General features: G+C 65.7%; 8 protein-coding genes and 1 pseudogene. 7 read left to right on the forward strand and 2 right to left on the reverse strand.

Annotated features, from left to right (window positions below):
• The first annotated feature begins 709 nt into the window (after window positions 1–709).
• The 6 genes from FDW84_RS14985 to FDW84_RS15010 are packed head-to-tail and all read left to right on the forward strand — an operon-like array spanning window position 710 to window position 10,364.
• Window positions 710–4,240, forward strand: a complete 3,531-nt coding sequence (locus FDW84_RS14985; protein WP_138610309.1) for a glycogen/starch synthase — start codon at window positions 710–712, stop codon at window positions 4,238–4,240.
• Window positions 4,237–5,244, forward strand: coding sequence for a phosphotransferase (locus FDW84_RS14990; protein ID WP_138610310.1), 1,008 nt, complete (start codon window positions 4,237–4,239; stop codon window positions 5,242–5,244). The genes FDW84_RS14985 and FDW84_RS14990 overlap by 4 nt, the downstream gene beginning before the upstream one ends.
• Window positions 5,241–7,145 carry an ABC transporter ATP-binding protein gene (locus FDW84_RS14995; RefSeq protein ID WP_138610311.1) on the forward strand — a complete coding sequence of 635 codons (1,905 nt, stop codon included), beginning with the start codon at window positions 5,241–5,243 and terminating at the stop codon, window positions 7,143–7,145. The genes FDW84_RS14990 and FDW84_RS14995 overlap by 4 nt, the downstream gene beginning before the upstream one ends.
• Window positions 7,142–8,341: a phosphotransferase gene (locus FDW84_RS15000; protein ID WP_138610312.1), complete on the forward strand. Its 1,200-nt coding sequence runs from the start codon at window positions 7,142–7,144 to the stop codon at window positions 8,339–8,341. Before FDW84_RS14995 ends, FDW84_RS15000 begins: the two co-directional genes overlap by 4 nt.
• The gene (locus FDW84_RS15005) at window positions 8,338–9,369 is read left to right on the forward strand and encodes a phosphotransferase (protein ID WP_138610313.1); all 1,032 of its coding nucleotides are present in this window, start codon (window positions 8,338–8,340) and stop codon (window positions 9,367–9,369) included. The genes FDW84_RS15000 and FDW84_RS15005 overlap by 4 nt, the downstream gene beginning before the upstream one ends.
• Complete coding sequence (locus FDW84_RS15010) at window positions 9,366–10,364, forward strand: phosphotransferase enzyme family protein (RefSeq protein WP_138610314.1); 999 nt, start codon at window positions 9,366–9,368, stop codon at window positions 10,362–10,364. Before FDW84_RS15005 ends, FDW84_RS15010 begins: the two co-directional genes overlap by 4 nt.
• A 45-nt stretch (window positions 10,365–10,409) precedes the next feature.
• Here the strand turns inward: FDW84_RS15010 and rlmN are convergent, their stop codons facing one another.
• Complete coding sequence (gene rlmN, locus FDW84_RS15015) at window positions 10,410–11,651, reverse strand: dual-specificity RNA methyltransferase RlmN (RefSeq protein WP_171046796.1); 1,242 nt, start codon at window positions 11,649–11,651, stop codon at window positions 10,410–10,412.
• A gap of 192 nt (window positions 11,652–11,843) precedes the next feature.
• On the opposite strand from rlmN, the gene FDW84_RS15020 reads away from it, so the two are divergent.
• Window positions 11,844–12,830 carry an aldo/keto reductase gene (locus FDW84_RS15020; RefSeq protein WP_138610316.1) on the forward strand — a complete coding sequence of 329 codons (987 nt, stop codon included), beginning with the start codon at window positions 11,844–11,846 and terminating at the stop codon, window positions 12,828–12,830.
• Between the two features lie 40 nt (window positions 12,831–12,870).
• Here FDW84_RS15020 and FDW84_RS15025 read toward each other — a convergent pair.
• Window positions 12,871–13,909 (reverse strand): annotated as a pseudogene (locus FDW84_RS15025) (SDR family oxidoreductase).
• Window positions 13,910–13,980: the final 71 nt, after the last annotated feature.

A 13,980-nucleotide genomic window follows, 5' to 3' on the forward strand; every position in this document is an offset into this window, starting at 1 on the left:
CTCCACCTTGACATCCGCTGGGCCCGGCCATGAACTCTTTAACTAAGCCAAGCAGCGCGCTTACTTCCATCCCACGCGCGAGGTGGTGATTTCAGCTTCGATTCCTTTCCTCACCCGCCACTTCCCGGCGTCGGCCATCCGAGGGCGGAACGCGATCACGAAGGCGGGGCTCCAGGTCCAACCCGCGCACCGGGAGATGATTAGGCACGAAAACGGTATGGCGCCCAGGCGACAGCGCAAAAAGCGACAACCTCCGGTGACGGGTACCGGCACCTGAACAGCCACCCGGAGCCGCAAAGACGTGCAGGATTCAGCCGATAGCCCGCCGCTCTGCACTACTCTCCGGCCAGCAGAACGGTAATTGCAGAACAAAACGGATAAATGCCAGCGGTGAAGAAATTGCCGCCTCCATTCCCTCCCCGATGAGAAGAAAACTCGGGGGAATTCCTTCGCATTACTGCGCTTTTGACGCATCAATGCAATTGAGGAATACGCATGAACCAGAACAAGGACTCATCAAATCTGTGGGAATGCCCTGACCGGCCAGGGCTTTTGTACTATAACCCCGAATACAGGCTTCATACCGCCCATTGCTCGGGTTCCCCCGCCCTAAGGGGAACTCCTGCCTACCCGCCCACAGGGCCGGGCCGCCGTGAAAACGAACAGTGCAGTAATAGCGCGAGTGACTTTGCCCTTGGACGCCGGTGCGATGACTACTGACCCAGCTATCGGCAGCATCGGGACCGCCGGCGGCACCCGCCGGCAAATAAACCCAGAGGAGGACCTGCTCACTCCCCGGCCCCTTCCAAGGCAACGGGTGCTGTTCGCGAGCACCGAGGCCTACCCGTTCATGAAGGTGGGCGGACTGGCTGATGTAAGCAGTGCGCTGCCGAAGAGATTATCCGAGCTTGGCTTCGACGTCCGTCTCATAATCCCGGCGTACAGGGGTCTCGGGGGCAGTCCGGTGCTGACGTTCGATGTGCCGTTCGGTCCCGTCGCCGAGCGTGTCATCGTGCGCCGGCTCCCGTCCTTGGGCGGGGTGGAGGTGCTGACACTTCACGCTCCGGGGTGGTTCGACCGGGAGATACCGTACAGCTACCAGGACGGCGATGTCATACCGTTTGTGTTCTTCTCAAAGGCAGTCACCGCGCTGGCTGCACACGAGACGTGGCGTCCGCACATCATTCACTGCAATGACTGGCATTGCGGGCTGATTGCCCAGGAAGCCCGACAGGGACAGCACCGGCAGGCGTTGGCCGGTACCGGGATCGTCTTCACCATCCACAACATCGCCTATCAGGGCCCCGTGGGAGCTGCAACGGATCAGCTGATAGGGCTGCCGCCGGCGGGGAGTCTGCTCGAACGGGGAATCACTTTCGCAGATCGGATCAACACTGTCAGTCCCCGCTATATGGAGGAGATCCTCACTCCGGCTCAGGGTGCGGGCCTGGACCGGCTCCTGCAAACTCGCAGGGAAGCGGCCCGCGGCATCCTTAATGGCGTTGACTACGACGAGTTCAATCCGGTGCGGGATCCCTGGATTGACACGCGCTACGACGGCGATTTTATGGCCGGCAAGCGCGCGAACAAGGAAGTCCTGCAGCGGCTGAGCAACTTAGAGCCCGCGCCGGACCGTCCGGTCTTCGGCATGGTCGCCCGGCTGGTGTCCCAGAAGGGTGTTGGTCTGCTGACTTCCGCATTGGAGCAGTTTGTCGCCAGGGGCGCCCAAGTGGTGGTGCTCGGTGAGGGTGCGCCCCGGTACCGGCGTAAGCTCGAGTGGGCCTCCCGGCGTTACCCGGGAAGCGTGAGCTACCATCCCACATCGAGTGAGCCCCTGGCACGGCAGATCTACGCCGGCAGTGATTTTTTCCTTGCGCCGTCCGTTTTTGAGCCGTGCGGGCTGACCCCGCTGATCGCCCTGAAATACGGCACCATCCCCATCGTGCGCCGCACCGGTGGCCTCGCCGACACCGTGACGGACTACATGGAGGATCCCGCCGAGGGCTTGGGGTTTGTCTTCGTGCAACGCCGCGTCGCCTCGATGCTGTCGGCAGTGGACAACGCATTGGCAGTCTACTCGCGGCGTCCCGAATGGAACCGGCTCCAGCGGCGGGCAATGGGTGCAGACTTCTCCTGGCGGGCACCGGTACGTGAATATGTGGCCCTGTACGAGGAGGCGCTGCATTCACGCCGTAACGCGGACGTCAGTTGGAGCGCCGTTCAGGTGAATAACGCGGGACTCCGGTCAAGGCAGCGGCCCGCTCCGCTTCCCTTGGCGCTTGTCCATCACGCCAATCAGTTCCTGATTTCAGACGGCTATGAGGACCGGGAGGGCCTGACGGCGCTCGTTAAGGGATACTCGGCACTGCTGCGGTTGCACGAGAAGTACCGCGTCCCGCTCAACCTCCATCTGTCCGGGACATTGATTGAAGCCGCGGCCTGGCAGCACCCCTGGTTCCTGGCGGAGGTCCGCCGGCTTCGCGATGTCGGGTTGGTCTCGCTGACGGGCGGAACATATTCGGAAAATGTCCTTACCGCCTTCGACAGGGAGTTCAACCGACGGCAACTGCAGGAGTTGTTTTGGCTCTACCGGCGCCACCTCGGGTGCGCCCCCGCGGATCTGGAGATTTGCTGGGTCCCCGAGCGCGTATGGGATACGGACCGTCTGGCCAAAGTGCTGGCCGACCCGCGGCTGCCAAATGGCGGATATCGTTACGTTCTGCTTGATGACCGGCTGCTGTACCCCTCCGATGGTGCCCACGGCGCCAGCGACAGGCTCGAATTTGACGGAGCTGACCCGGCCAGCCCTCCTCCTGCCGACGCGCTCCGCCCATACCGCATCAAGGGCGGCAAGGGCCTGCAGGTAGTGCCCATGTCGACCCGGCTGCGCTACTGGATCCCGCCGGAGGACCGGAGCCACTGGCGCAGCCTGTCCCGGGCCGCCGAGCTTCCAACAGCTCCCGGCGACGACAGCATCCTGGTTTATGCGGACGACATGGAAAAGAGCGCGGGAGTGGGGCCGTGGGATCCCGGTGCCCTCGGACGGTATGAGGAGTTCCTGCGTTGGCTGGCCACCCAGCCCAATCTTGTGCCTGTCGACCTGCCGGGGTGGCTCCGCCAGCGCCGGAGGCGCCCGGGTGTGCGTGTCCTGGAACGGGGAACCTTCGTGGAACTGGCCCAGGACTGGCACGCGGGAGAAGACTACAGCGGCTGGGGCCAGGACGAAGCCTGGGCTCCTTATCAGGACCACCTCGCTCGGACGCGCCGTGCAGTGGCCGAGGCAGAGAAAGCGGAGGCGGAACCCCGGCTGACGGCGCTGGCCTGGAAGCACCTGCTTGCTTCCGGGTACGAGACGGGGTGGCACGACACTGAGCGCCCCGACCGGCCACCGGCTGCCTGGGCCAAGGCGGTCGCCAGCCATGCGCGCGCGGCCTGCGTGTTGGCCGCCGCCGCCCGATGGTTCGGCCGCCCGGCCCGCCCGCTGGAAGCAGAATTGGCGGACATCGACGAAGACGGCACCGAGGAACTGGTGCTGCGGAGCAGGCACTTGTTCGCGGTGCTGGCCCCGGAGCACGGCGGCCGGCTGGTCTACCTGGCGTACCGGGGCCCAAACGGGGGCGTATTGGTCATTGGCAACCCCACGGACGACTGGAACCGCCAGGAGGAGCTGAACAGCTACATGGTCCTCCCAGCGAACCACCCCGGCGGCTTAGCCGACGGCGGAGGTGTCCATGACCGCTACGAAGTCAGCATCCATTCGGAGGACGGAGTAATCGCGGCGGAGTTGAGGAATGTCCAGGAGGACAGTCCCCTGCACGGGCTGTTCAAACGGGTGGTCATCGACGACGCTGATCCCACACTGCTGGTGGCGTACGATCTGCCCCCGGCAGTAGACGGGATCACAGTCCACACCTGCCTGTCACCGGACTATTACCGGTTACTCCGCCATGGTGTGGCAGAGCTGCAGCGCACCGGAGGAACCAGCTGGCAGGGCGCCTCCAACCGGACAACACAAGTATGGGTAGCGCTGGCCGGTGACGAAGACACCGCCTGGCGCGACCCCGACGGACCGGGACCGGGGCACGGCCTTCTCGTCAGCCTGCACGCCCAGGCCAGATCTTTCCATGTGCTCATAGGCCTGGGTGAAATCGACGACGAGCTTGCCCAAGCAGCGGTGGAAGCGGCCCGGGAACGGCTCGCCTCCCGGGTTCACCGCGGCGTGACAGGAGGCCGGACGTGAATGCGCCGAACCCTGATGGTGATGTACGGGCCCAGAGGTACGCGATTGCCGAGACCTTGCTCGCCTCTCCTCCACCGCTCGATGCCCTGGCTCCGGGACGGGCGGAGGTGCTCACGCGCTCGGTCGTGCACGCCTCCCGCAGCCGCCCAGTGGTTCGGTGGACCGTAACCCTTGAATCCCGGTCCGGCACGTCAGCTCCGCTGGCAGTAATCGGAAAGGGGTACCGCGCCGGTGGCGGCGAGCAGGCGTGGCGGCTGCTCAGGAGCTTGCGTCAGGCTGGCTTCGGCGACTCCGAACTCCGGGTTCCTGCACCATACGGATTCGACCCGTCCCGTCAGCTTCTCACGCAGGAAGAGGCCCCGGGCACCACGCTGCACTCACTCCTGGACGGCGACCCACGATCGGCCGCGCCGGAGGCGGGCCGGGCTGGGCGCTGGCTCGCCCGCCTGCACCAAGTACAGGGAGTTCACGCGCCCGAGTTGGCGGCAGATTTCGAGCGGCGCAAGCTCACCGAGTATGCCGAGGCTTTGGCCGGACTCCTTCCCCGTGCCGCAGGCAGGCTGGCCGAGCTCACCGCAGCCACCCTTGAGGAGCTGGCCAAAGCCGGAGGATCCCGCGTGCTCACACACGGGGACTTCCAGCCCAAGAACATCCACCTGGACCGGCACCGTCTCGTGGTTATCGATTTTGACCGGGCGGCCTGGGCACCTGCAGGGCGGGACCTCGGCCATTTCATCGGGCAGACCCTGACCATGGGAGCCTCCCGGCACGGAAACCTGGCGGCCGCCGCGCCCTGGGTGGACGCCTTCCTGGAAGGCTACTCGGGTGCCGGCGGCGAGGAAGACGCGGTCCGGTCCGCCCCTGCCTATGTTGCCCGCACCTTCGCCGAGGTCCTTTTCTACCGCCTCGTGGTGCGCCCGGTCGCGGACTCCTCATTCGTCCCTGACTGGCTGGACTCCTGGGAAGGGGCAGTCGGCGCCGCCGCGGGAGGGAGGCACCGGTGAGACGAACCAGCAGGACCCGCACCCCCGCTCCGGTCATGCGCGCCCCGGCGATCCTGCGCACCTTCGGACCGTTCCTGCGCCCGCAATGGTTCGGCTGCCTGCTCGCCGCCCTGCTCGCCGTCGCCGGTACCGGCATCGCACTGCTCAAGCCATGGCCGCTGAAATATCTCTTCGACGAAGTGCTGCTGCCCAGCGGGAACCCCAGCAGCCAGGATGTCCAGTACATCCTGGTCCTGGTCGTCGTGGCACTGGCCGCCATCGCCGTCCTGGACTCCCTGGTCGGCGCAGCCCGAAGCTACATCCTGACCGTGGTCGGCGAACGCGTCGCCGCAGGCATCCGCACCAGGCTCTACGATCACCTGCAGCGGCTGCCCCTTGCCTACCATGAAAGGACCCCAACCGGTGAGCTGACAACCCGCCTGACAGGAGACGTCGACAAAGTCCGGGCATTGCTGACCGTGACGTTCGTTGACGCCTCCACCCATGTGCTCACACTGGCTGGGATGGCGGGCGTACTGCTGGTGTTGGACTGGCAACTCAGCCTGGCGCTGCTCATGGTGCTGCCCCTGCTGATGCTCACGGTCACCAGCTTTCGAGCCCGCATCCGGGCGGTGGAGGAAAATGCCCGCGATAGCGAGGGTGACCTGGCGGCGGTCGCGCAGGAGTCGCTGGTAGCGATCAAACTGGTCAAAGCCACAGGACGGGAAGGGCACGAGTCCAAGCGCTTCCGTCACCACTCCGATGCATCGGTCGCAGCTGTACTGCGCTCAGCGCGCACAAGCGCCGCATTTGGTGCCGCTGTGGACGCGGTTGTCGCTGTGGCCACCACAGGCCTGATCTGGCTTGGAGCCCAGCGTGTGCTCCAGGGCGCGCTCACCCCCGGCGACCTGGTCATCTTCACCTCGTACCTGCGTGACTTTTTCGGGCCAACACGCGCGTTGTCCAAGCTGCCCGCCCAACTGACCCGTGCGGGGGTGCGAGCAGCACGTATCGCTGACACGCTCGGGCGGAGCCCTGACATCCAGGACAAGCCCGATGCCCGCCCCGCGGGCCCGCCCCGAAAGCAGCTGAGCCTGGACCGGGTTGGATTTGCCTACACCCAGGACCGTCCCGTCCTGCGGAATGTGGACCTGACCGTGCCGGTGGGCACCACCCTGGCGGTCGTCGGACCCACGGGAGCCGGAAAATCCACCATCGCTGCGCTGATGTGCCGCCTGCAGGACCCCACCAGCGGCCGGGTCCTTCTGGACGGCACGGACCTGCGTGACCTCACCGTCGCGAGCCTGCATTCCCAGGTGGGACTGGTTACCCAGGACGCAGTGCTTTTCCGGGCGACCGTGCGGGAGAACATCGCGTACGGGCGCCCGGATGCCTCATTCGAAGAAATCCAGGACGCAGCCCGGGCTGCCCAGGCCCACGACTTCGTGCAGGCGCTTCCCCGCGGTTACAACACCGTGCTGGCTGAGCGCGGGGCCACACTGTCCGGAGGCCAGCGACAGCGGTTGGCGCTGGCGCGCGGAGTGCTGCAGGGCTGCCCGATCCTTGTGCTCGATGAACCGACAACGGGCCTGGATGCCCGAGCAGAGCGCGCAGTGCTAAATGCCCTTCGGCACGTTGCATCCGGGCGGACCACAGTGATCATCACGCATCGCATGACCGCGGCAATGGCAGCCGACGAGATTGTCGTTCTTGATGCGGGCAGGGTGATGGAACGCGGTACCCACCAGCGCCTCATCGCCGCCGGCGGCCTCTATACCGAAATGTGCCTTCTACAAGGGATCACCGGCTCACGCCCCGCCCGGAACCGCAGCGCACGCAGCAACGGACACCACCACTCACCACCACAGTCCAAAGCCGAGGCCGACCAGCCCATTACCTACCCGAGAGGAGGCCGACAGTGACCGAGTCCAGTTTCCGGTGGGACCAAAGCGACCTGACCGGTCGCACCACTGATAGCGGGACGCCTGCCTTCTCCGGCGTCACAGATCCTGCAGCCGAAAGGGCGGAGCACATGCTGCTCCACAGTTCCGTAGCCCGCCAAGGAGGCCGGCTACCGGCCACCACCGTCGATGAAGCCGCACTGTTCCCACTGCTGCAGAACGCCTACGGCTTCGGCCGTTGGCACTCCTGGTGCCGGACCGACAAGGGCTCATCGAACATCAGCTGGTTCGTCCAAACCGATGTGGGCATGGTGGTGCTGCGACGCTCACACAACCTGAAGACCGTGGCAGGGGCGCAGTTCGAGTCCGCTCTCATCGAGCACCTGCGCGGGCACGGCTACCCCGCCCCGCCCATCCAGCGCACGCAGGACGGAGCCATCTATGTCCAGGTTCATGGCGTCCTGCACATGGTCATGGGCCTGCTGCCAGGGCGGGCCTACGATCCCGCTGACGGGGCCCAACTCGAGGCTGCTGCCCGGGGACTGGGTCGTTACCACTCCATCGTCTCCGAACTGACGCCAATGGGGGAATCGAAGCGGTCATCAAGCCTGGCCTCCCTCGGACAGCTCGGGCAGGAGAACCTGTACGCCGCCGTCAACGTCGTCTTGCCGCTGCTGCCAACAGATGCTGCTGCGGGTGTGACCAGTGAGGCCCAGTACCTGGCCGACCGCATGGAGCAGCTAAACGTCGGACTCGGGCAGCGACAGAAGGACATGCGCTCTCTGGTGATCCACGGCTCCTACGGCCAGTCCGCTGTGCTGGTCGACGGGCACCGGCTGACCGGGGTGCTCGACTTCGACCGATCCGCCCATGACCTCCTGGCCCTGGACTTGGCCTATGCGCTGAGGTCTTTCTGCCGGGAAGTCCCGATCCGGCACGATGGTCCCGCCGTCAACCTGGACCTTTGCCGCACCTTCCTCCGCCACTACCGCAGCCAAACCTCCTTGACGGACGCGGACCTGGCGGCCCTGCCGGAGGTGTTCCAAGCCCAGCGGCTGGTTGTGATCGCCAAGAAATGCCAGAACCTGCTGACGAAGCAGGCGGTATTACCCCGGCAGCCCAAGGACGCCCTCAATTTCGCGCTGCTGCTGCATCGCGAGTGCGCACGCGTGCGCTGGTTAACCGATAACCCCTTCCCAATAACGGAGGACACATGAACCGCACCCAAGTCCAGTCCCAGCACCGCCAGATCAAGGAACAGCAAATCAATCGCGCCGACCGGGTCTGTGCACCGGAGTTCCTTGACCGCTACGTCCGCCCACACATGAAGGCGGCAGCCGCCAGCGCTCCGGACGGCGGTCAGTGGACAACCCAGGTGATTCAACTGGACGGTTCGGGGGCCGCAACCGTAAAGATCCAGCTCGGCGGCGGCCCCCCTGTTTTCGCCAAGCTGTTCCCCTTCGAGGATGGCCCGGCCGTGCACGCAAAACTGCAGGCCCTGCGCAACGCCGGACTGGGGGCCGGTTCCCCATTCCAGGCAGTTGAGCCGCTGGCGTGGTACGGGGACGAGAAGGTCCTGCTGTGCCAGGGAGCCGCGGGCCGGGCACTGTCGGAGATGTTCAACGACGACGCTGAACTCACCGAAGGCTGCGCCCGGGCCGGAGCATGGCTGGCCCACCTGCACGGCGTAAATCTCCAAATCGGGGCCCAACATTCCCTCCTGGTGACAGGGGAACTGACCAGCCTGGCCAAACGCCTTGCCAAAGTGGTCGCTGACCATCCGGGCTACACCGACGTAGCTCTGGGCATGCTCGAACGGTTGGACGATCTCACCCATGACACCGTAGACGGCATCCTGGCACAGAGCCACGGCCAGTACCGGCCGATCCATGTCTTCCTGGCCGAGGACACCGTCACGGTGATCGACCTCGATCGCAGCGCGCCAGCGGATCCCTCACGTGATGTGGCCGAGTTCCTGCACCGGCTACGCCATGGCGTTTACTTGGCCACCGGTGGCATTTCCCGGGCAGACCAGCCGTGCAACGCCTTCCTTGCCGCCTATCGGGAGGTAGCCGGCTTCGAGCGCCTGCGGAACCTGCAGTTCCACTGGGCCCGATACCTTTTCCACAGCCTCAACCGGGAAGTCAAAGGCGGGGACGGTGACTGGCGGAACGGCGGCAATGCCATCTTCAGGCACTACCGGGATGAGTTCAACCGGGTGGTAGATGGACGGGCAGGCGCATGACCGCAACTGTTGGCATCCTGCTGGACCGTGCGGGGCAGGAGCTCCCGCTGGCCGAGCTCGCCGGTCTGTGGCCGCTGGGTGGCTGGAACTCAATTGTCCCTGTGACCGGCGGCAAGAACGAGCACCTGCGTGTCTCTGCCGGGGATGGCGACCACTACTTGCGCCGCTCCTACCGGTCAAAACCGCCCGAGGAGCTGGTCCGCCAGCTGCGTCTGATGCGGCTTCTCCGCGAGCGGGGATTCCCCGCACCGGAGGTAGTCTCCGCCTGCTCCGGCGAGGACTACGCTGACCTGGACGGCCGCCTGTGGATTGCTACGCGGGGAGTCGGAGGGACACCGTTTGACGATGCATCCCGCGAGCATGTGCGGGCCTTGGGCCGGATGCTGGCCAAGTACCACCACACCGTTTCCGACCTTCCAGCGCCCGTGACCGAGCCGGCCGTGCTGGCTGAGTTGCGCGGCCGGGCAAACGACGAAGGGGTAGATAACGCCTTGAGGGCCCGGACCGCGTACCTGGCGGAGCAATTAGCCAGCCTCCTGCCGCGCCTGCCCCGGGTGGTGGTGCACGGAGGTGCCCGACGCGGCAGTCTCGTGTTCAACGGCGGCCAGGTAGCGGGCGTTCTGGACTTCGACAGTGCCCACCCGGACGTGCGGGTTCTGGATCTTGCCGTCGCCGTGCACGACGTCGGCAAGGTCTACACCCGCCCAGGGGAAGCCGATAATAAAGTGGCCCTTGACCTGGGCCGGGTGACCGAACTGTTGGCCGCTTACAACCAAGTCCTGCGGCCTACCGAGGTTGAGGTTGAGGCACTGCCACTTCTACTGGAGGCCAAACGGTTGAAGCGCGGCCTGGGGCGGCTCAGCCGGGCCCGGCTGGGGGAAAGCCTCTCCGACAACGACTACGCCAAAATCCGGTTGGAAGACCAACGGCTCGCCTGGCTGGACAAGCACCGCAACGCGTTGTCGACCGCTATACACGCGGCGCTGGCGGGGTAAGAGCCAGCGCGCAGGACATCTGGCTGCAGCACCAGCCCGCTACCCCTAGTCCGCCGCAGCGAGCTGCCCGCAGGCGCCGTCGATCTCCTTGCCCCGCGTGTCGCGCAGGGTGCAGGGCACGCCGGCGGCCCGGAGTCGTGCGATGAATTCCTGCTCCACCGGCTTGTCCGAGGCGGTCCAGATGGAGCCCGGAGTCGGGTTGAGCGGGATCGGGTTCACGTGCACCCAGCCCCGGCCGCGCTGGTTGAGCTTCTTGGCCAGCAGGTCCGCCCGCCAGGGGTGATCGTTCATGTCCTTGATCAGTGCGTACTCGATGCTGACCCGGCGGCCGGTCTTGCGGTAGTAGTCGTACGCGGCGTCGAGTGCCTCGTCCACCTTCCAGCGGTTGTTCACCGGGATCAGCTCGTCGCGCAGCTCATCGTCCGGAGCGTGCAGGGACAGTGCGAAGGTGACCGGGACGTCCTCGTCCGCGAGCTTGCGGATCGCCGGGACCAGCCCGACCGTGGAGACGGTGATGTTACGGGCCGACATGCCAAGGCCCTCCGGCGAGGGGTCCACGAAGCGGTGGACGGCCGCCATCACGCGCTTGTAATTGGCCAGGGGCTCACCCATGCCCATGAACACGATATTGGTGACCCGCTCGTCGTCGTGCTCCTTCGGACCCAGCTCGCCGGCAGCGATGACGCGGTTCGCGGCGACCACCTGGTCCACTATCTCCGCGGTAGACATATTGCGGGTCAACCCGGCCTGGCCGGTGGCGCAGAAGGGACAGTTCATTCCGCAGCCGGCCTGGGAGGAGACGCAGAGAGTGATACGGCCGGGGTACCGCATGAGCACGGACTCAACCAGCGCGCCGTCGAACAGCCGCCAGAGGAACTTGATGGTGTCCCCGCTGTCCGTCTGGACGCGGCGGACCTCGGTAAGCAGTGGCGGGAACATCTGGGAGACGAGTTCCTCGCGGCCAGCCTTGGGCAGGTCGCTCATGGCACCCGGGTTTGTGGTCCAGTGCTGGAAGTAGTGTGTGGAGAGCTGCTTTGCGCGGAAGGCAGGGAGGCCAAGCTCCTTCAGCTTCGCAGCGCGCTCGGCCAGGGTCAGGTCGGCCAGATGCGCCGGCGGCTGCTTCACCCGCGGGGAGGCAAACTGGAGCAGCGGCCTGCCCTCGGAAGTACGCGCCTGTTCCCACCCCTCGGCCGTCGGGCGGACCTGCGGGCGGCTGCTCTCGCCGTCGTCCTTGCCCTTTTTGGGGGCGCGAACGGGAGCGTCGGAGGAAGTGGTGGGGGAAGTCATCCCTTCCATCATCCCAGACCACTTCCCGCAGGGGAACTTCAGTGGCCTGACAGAGTGAAACACGACGTCGGAAGGCGGCTTCCAGCGCCATTGTCCACGAGAAAATTACTCGCTTTCGTTGACACCTCCAACACCCCGACTTAGGCTCCTGCCATTGTGGGTCAGTGGATGCGGGGACGAAGGGACAGTGCTGTGAACCAGGACAACGGGCAGTTGCGGAACCAGATGGGACGTCTCGGTTTTGGCGGTACCGGCGTTGGAAATCTGTACCGGGCCATCTCTGAGGAGCAGGCGGCTGCAACCATCGAAGCAGCCTGGGATGCAGGGATACGCTACTTCGATACTGCACCGCACTATGGCCTCGGCCTGTCCGAGCGGCGGATCGGCGAATTCCTCGCCGCCAAGCCACGGAGCGAGTTCGTCATCTCCACGAAAGTCGGCAGGGTCCTGGTGCCGTCGCCGGCGACCGCGGATACGAAGGACCCGGAGGGTTTCGACGTGCCCGCCGTGCTGCGGCGGGAGTGGGATCCCTCTGAAGCGGGGGTGCGGCGCAGCATCGAGGATTCCCTGGAGCGGCTGGGCCTCGACTACGTCGACGTCGCCTACCTGCATGACCCCGACGTCTACAGCATGGAAGACGCAGTGAAGTCTGCCCTGCCGGCCCTGGAGAAAGTCCGGGCCGAAGGCCTGGTGCGGGCCATCGGCGTGGGCACCAACACTGCCGGCGCAGCTATGGAGTGCGTGGAAGCGGCGGACCTGGATTTGCTCATGCTGGCCGGCAGGTTCACCATGCTGGAACAGCCCGGCTCTGACGGCCGCCCGGGCGCAGGGCTGCTGGACCGGTGCCTGGAGCTGGGCACCGGGGTGGTGAGCGTCGGCGTCTACAACTCCGGCATCCTTGCCAAGCCGGAGCTGCCCGCTGACGCGCACTACAACTATTCGCAGGCCAGCGAAGAGATCCTGGACCGTGCCCGGGAACTGGCAAGGATCTGCAAGGAATACGACGTCGAGCTCCCCACCGCCGCCATCCAGTTCCCCTTCCGCCACCCGGCCGTCGTCAACGTCACCGTCGGCGCCAGCAAGCCGGAGCAGATCAGCCAGAGCGCGGAGCGCATGTCCGCCGACATTCCCGCCGAGCTGTGGCAGGACCTGCAGCAGCGGAGGCTGATTCCAGCTTGAGGGCCCGGGCCTGAGGCCCCCAAACGGCTCAGCCACACGATCAGGGGATCAGGTTATCTGCCTTGTAGCGATCGAAGAGTGCGGTGAAGGCGTCCAGCGTCCGCCGGAATCCGATGAAACCTGCATCGCGGCTCTTGCCCATGTCGGTTACCACCTCAATGCCACGGCCCAGGTCACTGTCCGTGTGCCACCAGGAGGCCATACGGTTCAGGTCCGGCTCTCTGAGGTTGTAGCGCTGGGCAAGTTCCCTCCATTGGTCCTCCCGCCCTGCCATGGACTGCTCGAGAGGACGGGGCTCCCCCTGGTACCCTTCCCACTCCACCCCGAAGTAGGCTGCAAGCTTGGGCCACATCCAGCGCCAGCGGAATACGTCACCGTTCACAATGTTGAAGGCCTCGTTGGCGGCTTTGGGCGTGGTGGAAGCCCAGAGCATATGCTCGGCGAGCAGCCCGGCATCCGTCATGTCCGTCAGGCCGTTCCACTGCATCTCGGATCCCGGGAAGACGAACGGCACTGGCGTTGCCCACCGCGTGTCCGATTACCGTATGTGCACGGTGAACGGACCACGTAAAGCCTTGCTCCTCCGCTGCCGCCCAGAGTTCGTCCTCCTGCGCATAGTAGAAGTTCGGGACCGGCAGGCGCGGCTCCTCCTCGTGGAAGGGGGTATCCGGCATCTCTCCGGCTGCGTACGCTTCAAAGGGTCCAAGGTAGTGCTTGAGGCCGGTCATCAGGGCAACATGGGCCACGTTCTTGCCCCGAAGCGCGGCCAGGAGATCCCGCAGCATCCCCGCGTTAACGGTGATGTTCTCCTCCTCGGTGTCACGCCGGGACCACGCCGTGAAGAAGACGTGCGAGGGATTCTCGGGCGCCAGCACAGCCTTTACCGATGCAGCCGAGGTGAGGTCCGCGGAAAGCCACCGTACCCCGGGGCGCTCCGCTGCTGGCTGCCGGGACAGGGCAAGGACCGCCCATCCCTCCTTCACCAAGGTATCCACAAGGGCCGACCCGGCGATTCCGGTGGCTCCCACGACGAGCGCTGTCCGCTTCGTGTCCGCTGTTGCTCCTGCGCCGATAGTCATAGTGCTCCTGCTCCTCCTGGTAGTGCTGCTTTGCCCGCACTCAAAAAAGGGCACGAAGCCCCGGAGGGCCA

Origin of the sequence: Pseudarthrobacter sp. NamE5 (assembly GCF_005796225.1) — a bacterium.
In the GTDB taxonomy this organism is placed as follows: Bacteria; Actinomycetota; Actinomycetes; order Actinomycetales; family Micrococcaceae; genus Arthrobacter.